The following is an 18,174-nucleotide window of genomic DNA, read 5'->3' as shown; positions in this document are numbered from 1 at the left end:
GGGGCTGGGAGGAACTACGTGAATTCGTAGCACCGCGCATAACGGTGGGGCGCTACGGGGACTCGTAGTGGTGCGTAAAAAAGTCACGCCATAGAGTGCTTCGCATGGCCGACCCCGCACCGAACGCACTGCAAAGACACCTGCCGCGACGCAGCGGCATGAAGGACCTGATCGCCAGCGCGGGCCGCCACAACGACTTGCTGCTGGCCGGCATGCTGGTGGCCATCGTCGCGCTGTTCGTGCTGCCGCTGCCCACGCCGTTGCTGGACTTCCTGATCGCCGCCAACCTGTCGATGAGCCTGACCCTGCTCATCGTGGCGATGTATGTGCCGTCGGCGCTGTCGCTGTCCACCTTCCCGTCGCTGCTGCTGTTCACGACGCTGTTCCGGCTGGCGCTGAACATCGCATCGACCAAGCTCATCCTGCTGCACGCCAATGCGGGTCACATCATCGACACCTTCGGCAAGCTGATCGTCGGCAACAACGTCGTGGTCGGCGGCGTGGTGTTCCTGATCATCGCCATCGTGCAGTTCATCGTCGTCGCCAAGGGCTCGGAGCGGGTGGCCGAGGTGGCGGCACGCTTCGCACTGGACGCCATGCCCGGCAAGCAGATGAGCATCGACGCCGACGTGCGCGCCGGCGTGCTGTCGTCGGTGCAGGCGCAAAAGCGCCGCCAGCAACTGGAGCAGGAATGCTCGTTGCACGGCGCAATGGACGGCGCGATGAAGTTCGTCAAGGGCGACGCCATCGCCGGCATCGTCATCGCGCTGGTCAACATCCTCGCCGGCCTGGCCATCGGCACGCTGATGCACGACATGAGCATCGGCGGCGCGCTGCAGCGCTACGCCATCCTCACGGTGGGCGACGGCATGGTGTCGCAGATCCCGTCGCTGCTGGTGTCCATCGCCTCAGGCGTGGTCATCACCCGCGTGTCGGCCGACGGCGAGCCGCACGGGGGCCAGTTGGCCAACCAGATCACTCGCCAGTTGATGGCCCATCCCCGCGCGCTGGTGATCGCGGGCCTGGCCACCGCCAGCTTCCTGCTGGTGCCCGGTTTTCCCAAGTGGGTCTTCGGCACGCTGGCGTTGGTGGTGCTGGGGGCCGGCCTGATGACGCGCCGGCTGCTCGACAGCCGCCGCACGCCGGCCTGGATGTCCTATAGCGACGCGGACGACGACGGTGGCGAAGTGGTGCAGGGCGCCATCGCCGCACCGCTGGAGCTGCGCCTGTCCACCGGCCTGCGTGGGCGCCTGGACCGCCCCGCGCTGGACCAGCGCATGGCTGCGGCCAAGGCCCGCGTCGAGAGCGACCTGGGGCCGGTGTTCCCGCGCGTGCAGGTCGGCTGGGGCAGCGGCCTGGGCGAGAACCAGTACCAGGTGCTGGTGCAGGACGTCGTGGTCTCCCAGGGAGCGCTGCGGCCGGGACACTGGCTGCTCGACGCGGCCGAAGCCGTCACGCCGCCGGCGGGCGCTGAGGTGGCGGAGCCCTTTGGGCCGTTTCCCCGCGTCGTATGGGTCGATACCGCCCCGGCGGCGATCCGCAGCTGGACTTGCGAAGACGTGCTGGGCCTGCATGTGGACCATGCGGTGCGCCGCCACATCGCCCAGCTGATCGGCCTGCAGGAGGTGCAGCGTCTGCTGCACGCGGCGCAGCGCGAGGTGCCCGAACTCGCGGCGGAAGTGGCTCGCGCCGTCCCGCTGCAGCGCCTGGCCGAGGTGCTGCGCCGGCTGCTGCAGGAGAACGTCCCCATCCGCAACCTGCATGCCATCTTCGAGAGCCTGGCGATCTGGGCGCCGACCGAGCCCGACGTCGTCGCGCTGACGGAGCTGGTGCGCATCGATCTCGGCCGCTTCATCACCAGCCGCCACGTCGGCGCGCGGCGCGAGTTGCACGCCATCCTGTTCGAGTCCAGCCTGATCGACCGCGTGCAGGCCGCCATCGAGCGCTCGCCGCGCGGCAACCTGCTGCTGCTCGATCCCGCGGTGGCGCAGGACGTGCGCGAACAGGTGCGTCGCATCCTCGGTGGCGCCCAGCAGCGCGTGGTGGCCATCGTGTCGTCCGACACGCGGCGCTACATCAAGACGCTGATCGAGCCGGTGGCGCCCCAGCTGGCGGTGCTGTCCTACCAGGAGGTCGACGAGGACGTCGCATTGCAGCCGGTGGGCTGGGTCAGCAACCCGCAGCCCCAGGCCTTCACCCCGATCGCGGAGGCGGCATGAACGCCGCGCTGGGCCGCCCCAAGCAAGTTCGCTCCCGCTCGGCGGGACAGGCCGCAGGCCGAAGGGTGCATCAATGACCCCTCAGAGCATCCTCGACATCACGCGCGAAGGACTGCTGATCGTGCTGATGGTCTCGCTGCCCATGGTGCTGGTGTCCACGCTGACCTCGCTGGTCGTGGCCGTGCTGCAGGCGGTCACGCAGATCCAGGACCAGAGCATCGGCCAATCGGTCCGCCTGATTGCAGTGCTGATCGCCCTCGTGGTGACGGCCGGCTGGCTCGGCCGCGATGTGCTGCGCTTCGCCGAGCGCGCTTTCCAAACCCTGACTTCGCTGAGCTGATGCTGCGCTTCGTCTACCTCCTGTTTTGCGCCGGCCTGGTCGCGGCATTGCTGGCCAGCCCCGCCAGGGCGGCCGACCTGCCGCGCAACGGCCGGCCCTTCCGCATGGAAGCCAACGAGAAGCCGGTAGGCGACTTCCTGCGCGAGCTGGCGGCGTCGCAGGGCGTCACGGCGGTCATCGACGGCAAGGTCGGCGGCACCTTCAGCGGCCGCTTCGCCATCACCGGCAGCCAGCCCGGCGCGGTGCAGATGGTGCTGAGCAATATCTGCGCGGCCAACGGGTTGACCTGGTATTACGACGGTGCCTTCCTGTTTGTCGACCCCGCCGCCGACACGCGCAGCGAGGTGTTCACCATCGCCGGCAAGAACGCGCAGCGCATCGCCGACACGCTGGCCCGGCTCAAGATTGCCGACGCCCGCTATCCGCTGCAGATCAACGAGGCGGATGGCAACGTCTACGTCTCGGGTCCCAAGCGCTATGTGGAACTGGTGCGCCAGACGGTGCGGCTGATCGACCAGCGCGCGGCACGCGACGACCGTGCCGAGGTGCAGGTGTTCCCGCTGCGCTATGCCTGGGCCGCCGACTTCAAGATGAATCGCGCCGGCAAGCAGGTGTCCATTCCTGGCGTGGCGACCGTGCTGCGCAATCTGTATGGCCGCACCGGGGCGGCGCGCGGAGCGGCACCCTCGGCCGTGACCGGGCCGGTGCGGCGCACCAAGCTCGGCGTCAGCGCCGACGCCGGCGTGGCCAAGCTGTCCAGCGAGGGCAGCAGCGCGACCGAGGACGAGGGTGACGGCGGCGGCCCCGAGTTCTCCAGCGGCGAACTGCCGCAGTTCCAGCCCGACACGCGGCTCAATGCGGTGCTGGTGCGCGACACGCCCGAGCGCATGGCGCGCTACGAGAAGCTCATCCAGACCATGGACGTGCGGCCGCGCCTGATCGAGATCGAGGTCACGATCATGGACATCAGCACCAACACGCTGGACAGCCTGGGCGTGGACTGGCGGCTGCATGCCCGCCACGGCGACCTGCAGATCGGCCGCGGCAACCTGCCGCCGCTGACCTTCGGCAACGCCAACTCCGAGGCCGGTCAGGTCGTCACCGTCAACCCGCAGGGCAACCCCAGCACGCCGCTGGGCGCGCTGTTCACCGCCTCCATCGGCAACGACCTGCGCAACTACCTGCTGACTCGCGTCAGCGCGCTGGCCCAGAAGGGCAATGCCAACTTCATCGCGCGGCCCAAGGTGCTGACGCTGGACAACAACGAGGCGGTGCTGGAGAACCTCAGCGAGTTCTATGTGCGGGTCGACGGTTTCCAGGATTCGAGCCTGTACAGCGTCACGGCCGGCACCGCGGTGCGCGTGACGCCCTTGATCGTCGACGACAAGGAGGGCCGCGGCGTGCTGATGTCCATCGACATCGAGGACGGCGACGTCAGCAGCAGCACCGTCGACCGCATCCCCGTCGTGCGGCGGCGCACCGTCAACACCCAGGCGCTGGTGGACGAAGGCACCAGCCTGCTGATCGCCGGCTACACCTCGGAGGAGAAGGCCAACGCGACCTCGGGCGTGCCGCTGCTGTCCAGCATCCCGGTGCTGGGCAAGCTGTTCCAGTACAGCGAGAAGAAGCAGAACAACATGGAGCGCTTCTACCTGCTGACGCCGCGTCTCGTCACGCCCGGCAACAAGCCGCCGCTGCCAGTGCAGCAGGAGCCCACGCAATGAACGCGCGGGCCCACACCACCACCACGGCCGCCGTGCCGGGCTGGTGCCTGCGCTTTCTCAGTGGCGCGGTCAAGGGCCGCACCATTGCGCTCAAGCCTGGCGTCAACACGCTGGGCGCTTCGGGCGAGTGCGAGGTCATGCTGCCCGGCAGCGACGTGCTGCCGCGCCACCTGGTGTTCACGGTGGGTGAACTGGCGATGTCGCTGCAGAAGGTCGGCGCGGCCGCCGTGAGGCTCAACGGCCAGGACGTGCAGGCCCAGCGCAAGGGCGTGGTGGCGGGCGACGTGGTGTCGGTCGGCAGCATCGACTTCCAGGTCGAYCGCAGCTATCCCGCGCCCGAGCACGACGACCCGGCGTCCGAGTGGGCCGAAAGCATCATGCCCGGCGACGCGCCGCCCGCCGCCCTGCTGCAGGCGCCCGCGCGCCGGGGCTCGCCCTGGCTGAGCGTGGCGGTGGTGGTACTGGCGGTCGGCGGGGCGGCCGGCGTGCTGGCCTGGGCCGGCGGTGCGGGCAGCTCGACCCGCGCCGCCACGGTCGACCTGGCCGAGGTGGAGAAGGCGCTGAAGCCCTTCCCCGAGGTCGAAGTGGTCGCGGTCGCCGGCGGCCGTTTCAACGTGCGCGGCTACGTCGAATCGCGCCAGCGCAAGCAGGCACTGGCCGAGACCATGGCGCCTTTTGGCCGGCAGGTCAGCACCAGCGTGCACGCGGCCGAGGACATCGTCGAGCAGGCGCGCCGCTACGTGAGCGACCCCGGCATCTCGATGAGCTACGCGGGCCAGGGCCGGCTGGTGGTGGCCGGCGCGACCGAGGACGAATCGGTGCGCCAGAAGATCCGTCGCCTGGCCGACGACCTGCATCCCGCGGTGCTGGTGTCCGACCAGGTGAAGCTGCGGCCGCGGCCCCAGGTCGACCGCGCGGGCGAACAGCAGCGCGCGCAGTGGGACGCGTGGCAGAGCGTGCTGCCGTCGCGCATGGTCAGCATCACGCAGGACGCCAGCGGCATGAGCTACATCCAGCTCGCCAATGGCAACCGCTACTACGAGGGGGCGGTGCTCAAGTCGGGCGCCGAACTCAAGCGCATCGAGGCCGATGGCCTGGTGGTGTCACCAGGCAGGGAGGGCGCGCGATGAGCACCAAGGGATTTCGCACCGGAGGCCTGGCCTTCGTGCGGAATGCCTCCGTCCACGAGGACGGGGGCGATTTTTGTCATGTCATCAACCTTTGACGTTAGGAGTCAAACCATGGCCGTAGCCGCACCCGAGTCCGGACTGGACAGCAAGGCAATCCTGGAACAGAACAAGCAGCTGACCATCTTCAGCACCGTGACGTCGCAGAGCGCGCAGCGCACCGCGGCCATCACGTCGGCCAACGCCCAGCAGACCAACACGGTCCTGCAGGCGGCCAGCGACGTTCGCCAGCAGTCGCAGAAGGTCTGACCTTCCGCTTGTCGCCGCCCCGGGCCCGGGGCGGCATTTCATCTCTGCCCCGGCGCCGGGGCGGCATTTCTTCTTCATCCCTTTCACCCCAGCGAGGTCATCATGGTCCAACCCGTTGATGCCATGGCCGTTGCGGTCCAGTCCAGCGCCACGGCGCCGGCCGCGATCGATCCGGCAGAGGCGAAGCAATTCGCCGGCTACATGGTTCGCCCTTCAAGCGGCGGCACCGGCTCGCTGCAATCGCTGTCCAGCGCCGCCGACCAGTTCTTCGGCCAGCGCCCCGGGGCCAGCGAGCTGATGGCCCACCGCATGGTGCCAGCGGCCGACCTGGGCGATCCGCAGACCGCCGCCGTCGAATTCGGCCGCGCGCAGATGGAGATCGTCAGGTTCAGCAACGACTCCATGACCTACTTCAGCAAGATGCATATGTGCACCGCCCTGGCCAGCGCCTGCAGCAACCAGTTCAACTCGTTGCTGAAGAACAATGGCTAGGCAACTTTGCACCGCCGCGGCCCTGGTCGTGTGCCTCGCACTGGCTGCCTGCAAGGTCGACCTCTATTCCAACCTCAACGAGCGTGAGGCCAACGAGATGCTGGCCGCCCTGACCTCGGAGAGCATCCCCGCCGAGAAGGAGGCTGCCGAGGGCGGCCTCTGGCAGCTCAAGGTCGAGGAAAGCCGCCTGCCCGCGGCCCTGGACGTGCTGCGCTCGCAGGGCCTGCCGCACGACCGCTACGCCAGCATTGGCGACGTCTTCCAGAAGCAGGGCCTGGTGTCCACGCCGTCGGAAGAGCGCATGCGCTACATCTATGCGGTGTCGCAGGAGCTGTCGCAGACCCTGCGCACCATCGACGGCGTGGTGGCTGCCCGCGTGCATGTGGTGATCCCGGCCAACGACCCGCTGAGCGACAAGCTCAAGCCTTCGTCGGCCGCGGTCTTCATCAAATACCGTGCCGACGTGGACCTGCGGCTGCTGGCGCCCACCGTCAAGGACATGGTGGCGCACAGCATCGAGGGTCTGTCCCACGACCAGGTCTCGCTGTCGCTGGTGGAGGCCAAGCGGCCCGGCGGTGCGGCGCTGGCCGCCGTCGACACGCCACCGCGCTATGAGGTGGCCGGCCTGTCGTTTGACCGCACCATGATCACGCTCGCTGTGCTGCTGCTGGCCGCAGTGGCCTGCCTGATCGCGCTGCCTGGCCTGCTGCGCCGGCAGGGCCTCGATTGGCGCACCTGGGCGCGGCGCCAGCTGTTGAAGCGCTGAAATGAAGCTGCCCCTCGCCCAACCTCGCATCGCTGAACGCGAGCGAGTCCGGTCGGTCCCCCGAGGGGACGGCGATGCTTGCGGCATCGAGCCGCAAGCACATCGCCAGCGCGGGCCGGCTAGGGAGCGGCCCGGCGCTCGGCCCGCAAGTTCTGTGTGCCGCGGGTCGCGCAAAGCGCGGTGGAGCAACTGAAGTGCGAACCTTGCAGCCAGTCACCGACCCAGCGCCGCCGGCAGCCGAGCATGGCCCGCTCGACATGCTGCGACTGGCGCTGCGCCAGGGACTGCACCCCGAGGACGGGTTGCACCCCAGCTGGCTGCCGCTCGACTGGCCGGTGCGCCATCGCACGACCGCGCAACTCGGGCCCGCCGGCCGTGCGGTGCTTGGCCAACTGCTGCGCGCCCGCGGCCTGGCCGACGAGACCGTGGACCTGCAGTTCGATTCCCAGCTCAAGCGCGTGGACCTGATGGACGCCACCTCGCTGCGGCTGCTGGCCATCTACTGTGGCTTCGCGGCGCACAAGCCGCTGTTCGGTCTGCGGGGTGGCCTGGGGAGCCAGGTGCGGCGGCAGGCGCTGCGCGTGGCCGATGACGCGGTCGACTTCGTGCTCGACCGCGTGCCCCAGCTCACCCACATCCGCGTCGACATGCAGCGGCTGCAAGAGCACCCTCATGCGGCCGGCCATGTGATGGTGCAGCGCGGCTACCGGCTGCTGACGGGCGCGCTGCTGCCCGAGGGGGCTGCGGTGCTGCAGCGCACCCGGCTCAAGTTGCCGCAGCGCGTGAGCCGCTTGCGCGTGCCACCGCTGCAGCCGCGCCAGCTCGAACAACTCAGGGAGCTGATGCTGCTGTGCATCGTCCCGGAAAGACTGCCGCAATGGGACTGGCTTTTCTGATCACGACCGACAACCTGCAGCTGCTCAGCGAGCGCAAGGTGCTGAAGGAGGCCGAGTACGCCGCGCTGCTGGACGCCTCGGCCGTCGTGGAGGCCGCGCGGCAGGAGGCGCGCCGCATCGAGCAGCAGGCCCGGCAGCAGGCCGAGGACAGCCGCCGCCAGGGTCACGAGCAGGGGCTGGAGGCGGCGCGCGCCGAGTACGCCCAGCAGCTGGTGGGCGAGGCCCTGGCCGCACAGCGTCAGCTGCAGGCACTGCGCGCGGCGATGGCGCAGATCGTCGCCCAGGCCGTGCGGCAGTTCCTGGGCGAGGCCGATCCGGCGGCGCTGCTGGAGACCGCGCTGCGCCGCGTCGACACCCTGGTACGCCACGAGCCCTTCGTCATGCTGCGCGTGGCGCCTGCGCAGGAGGAGCATGTGCGCACGGCTCTGCGGCAGATCGGCGGCGAGCTGGCCTGGGCCCAGGCGCTGGCCGTCGTGGCCGACCCGGCCCTGCCGGCCCAGGCCTGCGTGCTGCAGACGCCCTCGGGAACGCTGCAGATCGGCGTCGACGCGCAGCTCGACGCCTTTCGAGCCGCGGTGGAGCGCAGCGGGTTGCTGCAGCCCACGGAGCAGGGCTGATGGACGAGCTGGCCACGCAAAGCATCGTCGACGACCTGTCGCGCGCCTTCGGCCACCTGCCCACCGTGGGCGTGCGCGGCCGCGTCAGCAAGGCGGTGGGCATGCTGATCGACGCGACCGGCATCCAGGCTCATGTGGGCGAACTCTGCGAACTGCGCACGCCGGGCGAGCCGCCGCTGCTGGCGGAGGTGGTGGGCTTCCAGAAGCAGGTGGCCATCCTGACGCCGCTGGGGCCGACCACCGGCATCTCCGCGTTGACCGAGGTGGTGCCTTCAGGCCGTGGCCATGTCTGCCCCGTCGGGCCGGGCCTGCTCGGGCGGGTGCTCGACGCCATGGGTGAGCCGATGGACGGCAAGGGCCCGCTGAAGGCAATGGCGCGCATGCCGGTCCAGCGTCAGCCGGTGCACCCGCTGGCGCGCCGCATGGTGGCCGAGCCGCTGGTTACCGGCATCCGTGCCATCGACGGCCTGCTGACGCTCGGCGAGGGCCAGCGCGTGGGCGTGTTTTCGCCGCCCGGCCTGGGCAAGAGCACGCTGCTGGGCATGCTGGCGCGCGGCTCCACGGCCGACGTCAACGTGGTGGCGCTGATCGGCGAGCGTGGCCGGGAGGTGAAGGAGTTCATCGAGCGCAGCCTTGGCGCCGAAGGCATGGCCCGCACGGTGATGGTGGTCTCCACCTCCGACCGGCCGCCGATGGAGCGCATCAAGTCGGCCTATGTGGCCACCACCATCGCCGAGCATTTCCGCGACCAGGGGCAGAAGGTGCTGCTGCTGGTGGACTCGCTGACGCGCTTTGCGCGTGCCCAGCGCGAGATCGGCCTGGCCAGCGGCGAGCCGCCCACGCGGCGCAGCTACCCGCCGTCGATCTTCTCGATGCTGCCGCAACTGCTGGAGCGCGCGGGGCAGGGAGAGCGAGGCTCCATCACCGCCGTGTATTCGGTACTGACCGAGGGCGAGGACGACAGTGACCCCATCGCCGAGGAGGTTCGCTCCATCCTGGACGGCCACATCGTGCTGTCGCGCAAGCTCGCCGCCGCCAACCATTACCCTGCCATCGACGTGCTCGCCAGCATCAGCCGCGTGATGTCGGCCGTGGTGTCGCCCGAGCATGCGCAGGCGGCCGGTCGCCTGCGCTCCCTGATGGCCAAGTACCAGGAGCTGGAGCTGCTGATCCAGATCGGCGAATACCGCCGCGGCGCCGACGCGCTGGCCGACCTGTCGGTGCAGCGCCGGGCAGCGACGCAGCAGTTCCTGGCGCAGAAGCCTGGCGATCGCCAAGCCTTCGAGCAGACACTGGCGGCGCTGCGGCGGCTCGCCGAGGGCGTGTGACATGGCCATCGCCTGGAAGCTGCTGGCCGACGTGCGCGAGCGCCATCAGCGCAGCGCGTTGCAGGCCGTCGGGCGTGACCAGCGGGCGCTGCAGGCCTGCGAGGCGAGGGCGCAAGAGGCCGAGCAGCAATGGCTGCAGCAGCACCAGGCCAAGGCGCAGCACTGGCAGTCCACTGTGGCGGCCGTGGGCAAGGGCGGCTGCAGCGTGGCGCAGATGCGCCTGGCGGGAGCCTGGAGCCGCGCGCTCGACGGGCGCATCGTGACGGCCGGTGCGGCCGCCGTACAGGCTCAGGTCGTGGTGGCGCAGGCTGCAGGGCTGCTCGACGCGAGCCGCGCGCAGCTGCGCCGCGCCAGCGCGGAGCTGGAGAAAGCCAGGCAGATGCAGCAGCGCGCCTTGGCAGAGCAACGTGCGCAGCAGGAGCGCCGGCAGGACGAGGCGACCGAGGAAGCCTCGGTGCAGATGTGGTCGGCGGCGCGGCGGGCCTGATGGACGAGTCCGCCTTCCTCCATCCCGAGCAGTTGCTCGCTTCCATCGCGCTGACGATGCCGCGGCTGTTCGCCGTGTTCGCCGTGACGCCTTTCCTGTCGCCCAACGTCATCACCGGCATGTCGCGCAATTCGCTGATGCTGATGCTGGCGCTGTTCATGTCGCCGCTGGCGGGCGTGATGCCGGCGCTGTCGGTGACGATGTGGGTCGCCATCGCCGCCAAGGAGGCGCTGATCGGCGTGATGCTGGGCCTGGGCTTCGGCATCTTCTTCTGGGCCATCCAGAGCGTGGGCGACCTGATCGACTTCCAGACCGGCACCAGCAACGCCGCTTTCTTCGACCCCGTGGCAGGGCATGACAACGGCCCCACCGGCGAGTTCCTCGGCTGGGTCGTCATCAACCTCTTCGTGTCGGCGGGCGGCATGCTGGCGCTGGTGGGTGCGGTGGTGGACTCCTACCGGCTGTGGCCGGTGGCCGACTTCTTTCCGGACCTGAGCCACGTCATCGAGGCCTTCGCCATCCGCCAGGGCGACACCCTGTTCACCTGGATCGTCAAGCTGGCCGCGCCGGTCATCCTGGTGCTGATGCTGGTGGAGCTGGGCGCCGGCCTGCTGCAGCGCGTGGCACCGCAGCTCAACGTGTTCCAGAGCACGCAGTCGCTCAAGGGCCTGCTGGCCGCACTGATGATGATGCTGTTCATGTATGTGCTGTGGGATTCCCTGCAGCAGTTCCTGCGGCCCGACAACGGCGTGCTCGAGTTCCTGCGCTCTTCCATGAGGCCCCGCAGTGGCTGAGAAGGATCAGGCTCCGACGGCCAAGAAGCTGCGCGACGCACGCAAGCGCGGCGAGGTGGTGTTCAGCCACGACGTGGCGTCCAGCGCCGTCTTCCTGTTCGCCGTGCTGACCTTGTGGCTGGCCGGCGCCACGATCTTCGGCCTGTGGCGGGAGCTGTGGCTGCATGCCACCAGCGAGCGCCTGTTCATCGCGCCGGACGACGGCGTGCCGGCATTGCTGCTGCACGCCGGGCGAGTGTTGGTTGCCACGATGCTGGGCCTGGGCGCGATGGCGGCGGCGGGCGGCTTCGTCGGTTCGTTCGCGCAGGTGGGCGGGCTGCTGGCCTGGGAGCGCATCAAGCCCGACGTCAACCGGCTCAACCCGGCACAGGGCTTCCAGAAGATCTTCTCGACGCGCAACCTCATCAACCTGCTGAAGATGATGGTCAAGACGGCGCTGCTCGCATCGGTGATGTGGCTGGTGATCCGCGGTTGCCTCGATACCGCGCTGAAGCTCGGCTATGCGACGCCGTCGGCCGCGATGAGCGTCGGCGCCAGCCTCGTGCTGCAGAGCTTCGCCTGGGCGGGGCTCGTCTATGCGCTGATGGCGGGCGTGGACTATGCGCACACACGCTACGAGTTCATCAAGGGCCTGCGCATGTCCATCGACGAGGTGAGGCGCGAGCACAAGGACGCCGAGGGCGATCCGCTGAACCGCTCGCGCCGCCGCAGCGCCCACTTCGAGGCCGTGTACGCGAGTCTGGCGGACCGCGTGCGCATGGCCTCGGCCGTCATCCATTCGCAGCGCGTGGCGGTGGCCCTGCAGTACCTCGGCGAGCACGACCTGCCGCGCGTGCTGGTGCGCGGTGAGGCCGAGCTGGCCGCGCAGATCCGCCGCGTGGCGAGCGAGGGCCTGGTGCCCATGGCCTTCGACCCACAGCTGGCCGAGCTGCTGTACGACGAGGTGCCGCAGGACCGCCCCATCCCACGTTCTCTGTATGCGCCAGTGGCCCGGCTGCTGCAGTGGGCCCAGGGGGATAGCTGAGTTTCTACGTGGACTCGTAGTTGCGAGGGCGACACCCCTGCAACTACTGTTGATCGCCGGGCCGCAATGCACATCGGGCCCATCCGTCACAGACAAGGAGAGAGTGAATGCTTGACGCCGTAGGTTCCAGTTCTTTCGTCGGCCGGGACGACGCCGCACAGGCAGACGAAGCGCGCCGCCGCGCCGAAGAGGCCGCACGCCGCGCTGCGGAAGAAGCGCGGCGGCGTGCCGAGGAGGCCCGCCGCCGCGCCGAGGAAGCCAAGCGCCAGGCCGAAGCCGCACGCAAGGCCGCGGAGGAAGCGCAAGCCAAGGCGGAGCAGACCCGGGCCCAACAGGACCAGGAGAAGGCCGCGAAGCTGAAGGACGAACACAAGGCCAAGCAAGCAGATGCGCTCAAGGCCGAAGCCCAGGCCGTGTTCAAGGAGAAGGAGCACGGCCTCGCCAAGGCCAGGCTGAAGGACGCGCAGGACAACCGCGCGCCGGCCGCGCCGTCGGCCGCCACCCAGGAAGCGCAGAAGCAGGTCGACAAGGCCAGGGCGACCTACGCCTTCTACGATCCATTGGCAGCCGCGCCCCTCTTCAACAGCGGTTCGCCCTTCATCAACGGATTGGGGCCGCTGCGCGCCACGCCTCCGCTCGGCGGCAACAACCCGCTGTCGCCCGGGCTGGGGCCCTTGCAGTCAAAGCCACCTCTGGGCAGCAACCCGCCACCGTTCCTGCAGCCCATGCAGGGCGTGCCGGTCGCCAAGCATGACGTCGACGGTTATGCCCAGCAGATCCAGGACGTCTACGCCCAGTCGGGCGCCGCCACCGCTGCCCAACAGCTCGCGCAGGCGATGGGAGACACGAGCCTGAGCCCCGAGCAGCGCAAGCAGCTGATGGCCAAGGCCCAGCCGGTGGTCAGCAAGCTTGCCGAGACGGCGGGCCAGGAGGCGCGCCACACCGACCTGCCGGCCGACGGCCAGACCGGCAAGACCACGGGCATCGACGACAAGGCGGAGTACCACGCATTGGTCGACGACCTGGCCACGGCGGCCGATGCCGCCGGCGACCCGGCGCAGGCGCGGCAACTCGCGCAGACGCTGCTGAATCACCTCGCCGCGCCAGCCAAGCCAGGCGGTGGCGCCGACGGGCTCGACCTGTTCGGCGATGCGCTGCGCGCGCACAACGTCGGCAAGGGGGCGCTGCACGACGCGGTGCTGTTTGCCTTGCAATCGCCGCAGAACGCGCCGGCGGGCTCGGTGCTGGCGGCATCGCCCGACACGCTCGCGTCCACGGTGCGGCTGATCGCTGGCGTGCCGGAGCCGGCGGGTGTGGCAGGTGCGTCGCCCACCGACCTGGCGGCGATGAAGACCTACACGGACGACGAGATCGACCTGTCCCACGAGCTGCTGCTGGACGCGCGCAAGAAGGAAGCGGAGCTCGCCAAGTACAAGCCCGGCAGCGATGACTACGAGAAGGCGGCCCAGGCCTACCGCAGCGCCGCCAACCTGACGATCCGGGAACGCGCCAAGAGCGAGCAGGCCATCGCGGCGGAGCTGCGCCAGACCTACAAGGCCGATGCGAAGAACGCGGTGGCCACCGAGGATGCGGCGCACGAGATCGCCAAGCGCTTCCGCGACGACCCCGAGGCGCAGATGGTGGTCGACGCTGCATTGAAGACGGTCAAGACCGAGAACGCCCAGCAGCGCGACACCGGCAACAAGCTCTACGAATTCCACCGCGCGACCGACCAGGTCACGACGCTGCAGGCGCAGCTCAACGCGACCGGCCACACCGACGAGGGCGCCTACAAGACGGCCCTGGCTGACTACGAGACCAAGCGCAATGCCGTGATGGAGACCCTGGGGCACGAGATCTCGTTGGCCGCCGCCGGGCAACCGGACGGCGCCGCGCGCGACAAGGCGATCGACGACGCCGCGATGGGCCTGGTCGACCGCTACCTGGGTGACGAAGACCTGACCCGCATGGCCGCAGCGGCGCGCATCATCAGTCACACCGAGAGCGCCAGCGGCACGACCAACCAGATGCTCGCCCTCGGCAAGGCGATGCCGGCCGACACCAGCCTGCAGATCCGCGAGCTGGTGATGTCGGACCCGGGCGTGAAGAAGCTTGTCGACAGCTATGTGAACGAATCGGCCCAGGCCGTCACCGACGCCTACGACAAGGGCGTCAAGGACTACAAGGACGAGTACGGGGACACCTACCGACGGGACAAGAACTATGCGGCACCCGCCACGGCGGCCACGCGCAAGTTGATGGAGCTGACCGACCCGGCCCAGCATCCCGAACTCACGCCCGAGATCACGGCGCGCATCGTCAACAAGCTGTTCGGTCCGGACGGCAACTGCACCCTGGACAAGGTGATCGACGACGTCTCGCTGCATGGCGACCACTCCGCGGAGCTGATGACGATCGACGGCACGCCTGAGGATTTCAAGTCCTTCCGCGGCATGGACAACGACATGCTGATGGGCTACGGCCTGAAGGACTTCGACGAGATCATTGGCGGTGTCAGCACGGTCATCGACCGCGCCGCTGCCGGCTCGCATCCGACTGGCAACAGCGCGGACGGCAAGCCGGTGATGGCCTGGGAATCCGACGAAGTGCAGAAGGCTGTCGAGTCTGCCGGGCAGTCCTTCACGATGAACATCGTCGAGAACTGGGGGCCGCAGCAGGGGCGTCTCAATGGCGGCTTCCAGCGCGCCATCGCCAACGGTTCAGGGGCGACGCTGGCTCTGGAGACGGCCAAGCAGGAAAAGGACTTCCAGTTCAAGATGGATTGGGGCCCGGCCGGCGGGCATGAGGTCGACCTCGCAAAGGAAACCCTGCAAAGCACCGCCAAGGGCTTGGACGACCTGAAGAAAAACTCGCGCCAGCTGTTCGAAGACAAGCACAAGGACATGGCGGCGCTTGAAGTGCCGCAGCTGCGCTTCGGCAAACTGATGACCGAGGAGCAGCAGCAGAAAGCGCTGCAGGCCGTGATCAAGCAGCATCCCGACTTCGCCAAGGCCTTCGAGGACGGCAAGCGCACCCTGGACGCGCGCGGCTACCAGCTGCTGCGCGACACCGAGATGGTCACCTTCTATGGCCAGGACGACAGGCTGGGCAAGCAGGACGGCTACAGCCAGGTGGACGACAAGCGCACGGCGTTGCTGGACGACGACTACACCAAGACCATGCTGATGGGCAGCGATGCCGCCTCGACCCGCATCAAGGAGCAGGCGGTGCATTCGTCGCTGAACTGGATGCGCGACGCCGGCATCACACCGCCTGCGGCTGCAGGGGTGGTGCCGGTGAACCTGTACCTGCAGTGGACCGGCGACTTCGCCGAGAACGCCATCGAGAACAACAAGCTCAAGGGGGTCTACGGTGCTGGCTATGGGCGGCTGGGCAACCATGGCCCGGCGGCGGCGGCGAGCTGGGGCGCAGTGGGCGTCACGCAGCTGTGGTTCACGGACTACCTCTATCACAACCTCAAGTTCGACTCGAGCGAGTCCTGGCGCAAGCCGGTGCTGCTGGGGCTGGTGGGGGGCTTCGCGGGCATCAAGGTGCTCGAGGCCGGCGCCGCGCTGGCGCACAAGGGCGCGCAGGCACTGCCGCCGAGCATGCAGAGGGTTCTCAACGACGCCAGGGGCCTGCCGAGCCTCAGCACGATCGAGCGCGGCAGCGAGTTCACCCGCACCGCCGAATGGAAGTCCATCGGCTTCTTCGGCCTGCTGCATGCCGATGCCGCGGTGTGGGACTTGAGCCGCGCGAAGGGTGAAGTCAACAACTTCATCGACGGAAAACCGGTGGACCAGCGCAACTTCTGGACCGCCACCGTCAACCTGTCCAACGACGTCGCGATCTCGACGCTCGAGTTCAAGGGGGCCTGGAACCTGCTGAAGGATCCGCTGGTCACCACCGAGGAGGCCAAGCGGATCGCCGCACGAGGTGGCGCGGCTGTGACGCGCGATGGACCGATCAAGGCGGCGCAGCTGGCCATCGAGGGCGCCGTCGACAAGTACGCGCTCGGCCGCTTCGGCTTGAAAGCGGTGATGACGCCGGCGAATATCTACGAGGCCGTCGGCAAGTTCATGGCCAAGAAGCTCCCCTTCATGGAGGCCGGCCCTGCCGGCTGGCTGGCCACCATGGCCTGGACGGCGACCGACCTGGTCAACTGGTATGGCAATGAGCAGAAGATCCACAAGCAGCTGGAATCGGTGGATCGAGACTTCCTTTCCGCCGCCGGCATGTTGCCCGGCGCTGCGGACAATCTTGCCGACCGCGACCTGCTGAAGGCCAACTTCAACCGTTGGCTCAGCGGCGAGTCGCTGGCCGAGGGGCTGCTGGATGCCTACAGCGATGCCAAGGGCGACCCCGACAAGTTCGTGGACTGGGTCAACGAGCTGCAGCGCACGGGTCGGCTGGAGCAGGTACGCCAGGCGTCCGAATACGACACCGACAAGCAGGCGCCGGAGCACTACGAGGCCTTCCTGGCCCTGCCCGAGGACCCGACCAAGGTGGACCTGTCCTATTCGAGCGTGGCCTACAACGGCAGCAAGAAGCGCTTCGAGGATCCGATGACGCAGACCTACTACCGCGGTGGCAGCTGGGTCTACGACAAGGACATCGCGGCCGCACCCGGCGCCGCCAAGGTCAACGACCCCAGCAAGGCGCACTACTTCATCGACTACAACCCGAAGTCGCGCGAGATCCATTGCATGGCCGACGTCAACATCAGGCTGTCCGCCCGTGGGGGTGAGGGCTTGAAGAACTGGCTGCAGGCGCATGGCATGGCGCCGCCGCCCCTGCCCAAGCCCGACGACACGCCGCCCGCGCCGGTGGACACGTCGAAGACCGCACGCGGCAACACCTACACCGTGAAGGCGGACGAGAGCGTCTGGAGCATCGCCGGCAATGATCCCAAGGTCGTGGAGTGGATCTATGGCCACAACCTGTGGCTCAACGACCGCATGGAAAGCGACAAGCGCCCCATCAACGCGCGCGGCGGCCAGAACCCCAACTACATCGAAGTGGGCGATGTGCTGGTGTTGCCCGATGGCTACCACGCGCCGAAGTCATGAACGCCACCCGGGCCGCCGGCCAGTCGGCGGGTCCATCCGACGAGGCCGCCCGCGCAACAGCGGGCGGCGCTCAGGCGACGTGCGGAGTGGGCCCCAGCGCGGCCTGCATCAACTGCAGGCGGTTGCGCACGCCGAAGCGCTTGCGCAACTGGCGCATGTGGTAGTCGACGTTGTGCAGCGAGAGGTCGAGTTGGGCGGCAATGAGCTTGTCGGGCAGGCCGCGCGCCAGCCGCGCCAGGATCTCGCTCTGCAGCGGCGTCAGCGTGCCGGCCGCGCTGCGCGGATCGTTTGCTTGCGGCGCCAGCGTGTAGCGGCTGTAGAACTCATGCAGGCACAGGGCCAGGGTCAGGACCTGGCCCAATACCGCATCGGTCATCCAGTCGCGGCTCGGTCGCTTCGAGACCAGGCTGATGATGTGGCGGTCACGCCCCGGCATGCCCGGCAGGCCCATCATCACGCCGCTGCCGGCGCCGGTGGCGCGCAGGTCATCAAAGAAGCGCTGGCGCAGGCCCCGCAGGTAGGAAGGCGTGTCGGCCTCGACCTCCAACTCGTCCAGCGTCCACATGACCGGCAGGCCAGACTCGGGAACGCGCTGCAGCCGCGGATCGACCAGGTGGTAGGACTCGGTGAAATAGCGCTGGGTCCAGGCTGGATCGGCATAGGTCGTGCAGAACGACCGGGGCACGGGCCGGTCCCCTGCCTGGCTGAAGCAGCCGTAGCCCAGCCATTCAAAGCCGAGCGACTGCAGCATCGCCTTCACCGAGCGCTGGCGCAGCTCGGGCGTCTCGGCAGCCATCAGCGCGACCAGCAGTGCCGGCAGCAGGCGTTGCTGGGTCAGGTCTCGTTCCACTCCTGGCGGCTCGTCGTGCAGCAAGACCGGCGCCACGCCGTTTGCTCCCGGCTGCTGAAGGTAGTCATCACGGCGGAACGCCGATCCCAAAGACGTCAACATTCCCATGCCATCCACCTCGGCTGCGCACCA

The 18,174-nt window shown here is 68.8% G+C and carries 15 protein-coding genes; 14 read left to right on the top strand and 1 reads right to left on the bottom strand.

Translation table 11 applies throughout. The features are described from left to right. Positions 1–104 precede the first annotated feature (104 nt). The 14 genes from sctV (at position 105) to AC1D2H_RS07675 (ending at position 17,192) form a co-directional block, all read left to right on the top strand. Positions 105–2,219 (top strand): type III secretion system export apparatus subunit SctV, encoded by a 2,115-nt coding sequence (gene sctV / locus AC1D2H_RS07740; protein WP_478010527.1) that lies wholly within the window; start codon positions 105–107, stop codon positions 2,217–2,219. 73 nt (positions 2,220–2,292) lie between these two features. Beyond that, positions 2,293–2,559: a type III secretion system export apparatus subunit SctS gene (gene sctS / locus AC1D2H_RS07735; protein ID WP_457355492.1), complete on the top strand. Its 267-nt coding sequence runs from the start codon at positions 2,293–2,295 to the stop codon at positions 2,557–2,559. Next, positions 2,559–4,283, top strand: coding sequence for a type III secretion system outer membrane ring subunit SctC (gene sctC / locus AC1D2H_RS07730; protein ID WP_478010526.1), 1,725 nt, complete (start codon positions 2,559–2,561; stop codon positions 4,281–4,283). The genes sctS and sctC overlap by 1 nt, the downstream gene beginning before the upstream one ends. Continuing rightward, positions 4,280–5,413 carry an FHA domain-containing protein gene (locus AC1D2H_RS07725; protein WP_478010525.1) on the top strand — a complete coding sequence of 378 codons (1,134 nt, stop codon included), beginning with the start codon at positions 4,280–4,282 and terminating at the stop codon, positions 5,411–5,413. Before sctC ends, AC1D2H_RS07725 begins: the two co-directional genes overlap by 4 nt. Positions 5,414–5,524: 111 nt before the next feature. Continuing rightward, a complete protein-coding gene (locus tag AC1D2H_RS07720; protein ID WP_056193332.1) occupies positions 5,525–5,719 on the top strand; it encodes a hypothetical protein in 195 nt (64 codons plus the stop codon). Between the two features lie 102 nt (positions 5,720–5,821). Then, positions 5,822–6,211 (top strand): hypothetical protein, encoded by a 390-nt coding sequence (locus AC1D2H_RS07715; protein WP_478010524.1) that lies wholly within the window; start codon positions 5,822–5,824, stop codon positions 6,209–6,211. Then, entirely contained in the window at positions 6,204–6,977 is a 774-nt protein-coding gene (gene sctJ, locus AC1D2H_RS07710) for a type III secretion system inner membrane ring lipoprotein SctJ (protein ID WP_457446104.1), read from the top strand. Before AC1D2H_RS07715 ends, sctJ begins: the two co-directional genes overlap by 8 nt. A gap of 203 nt (positions 6,978–7,180) precedes the next feature. Continuing rightward, positions 7,181–7,873, top strand: a complete 693-nt coding sequence (locus AC1D2H_RS07705) for a type III secretion system protein (protein WP_478010523.1) — start codon at positions 7,181–7,183, stop codon at positions 7,871–7,873. Next, the gene (gene sctL / locus AC1D2H_RS07700; protein WP_056193343.1) at positions 7,855–8,490 is read left to right on the top strand and encodes a type III secretion system stator protein SctL; all 636 of its coding nucleotides are present in this window, start codon (positions 7,855–7,857) and stop codon (positions 8,488–8,490) included. Before AC1D2H_RS07705 ends, sctL begins: the two co-directional genes overlap by 19 nt. Beyond that, on the top strand, positions 8,490–9,818 hold the full coding sequence (gene sctN / locus AC1D2H_RS07695; protein ID WP_478010522.1) for a type III secretion system ATPase SctN: 1,329 nt from the start codon (positions 8,490–8,492) through the stop codon (positions 9,816–9,818). The genes sctL and sctN overlap by 1 nt, the downstream gene beginning before the upstream one ends. 1 nt (position 9,819) lies before the next feature. Continuing rightward, entirely contained in the window at positions 9,820–10,305 is a 486-nt protein-coding gene (locus tag AC1D2H_RS07690) for a serine kinase (protein ID WP_478010521.1), read from the top strand. Next, positions 10,305–11,099, top strand: coding sequence for a type III secretion system export apparatus subunit SctT (gene sctT / locus AC1D2H_RS07685; RefSeq protein ID WP_478010520.1), 795 nt, complete (start codon positions 10,305–10,307; stop codon positions 11,097–11,099). Before AC1D2H_RS07690 ends, sctT begins: the two co-directional genes overlap by 1 nt. Next, positions 11,092–12,123 carry an EscU/YscU/HrcU family type III secretion system export apparatus switch protein gene (locus tag AC1D2H_RS07680; protein ID WP_478010519.1) on the top strand — a complete coding sequence of 344 codons (1,032 nt, stop codon included), beginning with the start codon at positions 11,092–11,094 and terminating at the stop codon, positions 12,121–12,123. The genes sctT and AC1D2H_RS07680 overlap by 8 nt, the downstream gene beginning before the upstream one ends. A gap of 107 nt (positions 12,124–12,230) precedes the next feature. After that, entirely contained in the window at positions 12,231–17,192 is a 4,962-nt protein-coding gene (locus AC1D2H_RS07675) for a hypothetical protein (protein ID WP_478010518.1), read from the top strand. Between the two features lie 70 nt (positions 17,193–17,262). On the opposite strand, the gene AC1D2H_RS07670 is transcribed toward AC1D2H_RS07675, so the two are convergent. Beyond that, positions 17,263–18,042 carry a helix-turn-helix transcriptional regulator gene (locus tag AC1D2H_RS07670; protein ID WP_477928119.1) on the bottom strand — a complete coding sequence of 260 codons (780 nt, stop codon included), beginning with the start codon at positions 18,040–18,042 and terminating at the stop codon, positions 17,263–17,265. Positions 18,043–18,174 lie beyond the last annotated feature (132 nt).

Source organism: Roseateles sp. P1_C1_2 (genome assembly GCF_056406535.1).
This window is presented reverse-complemented; position numbering and strand designations above follow the sequence as displayed.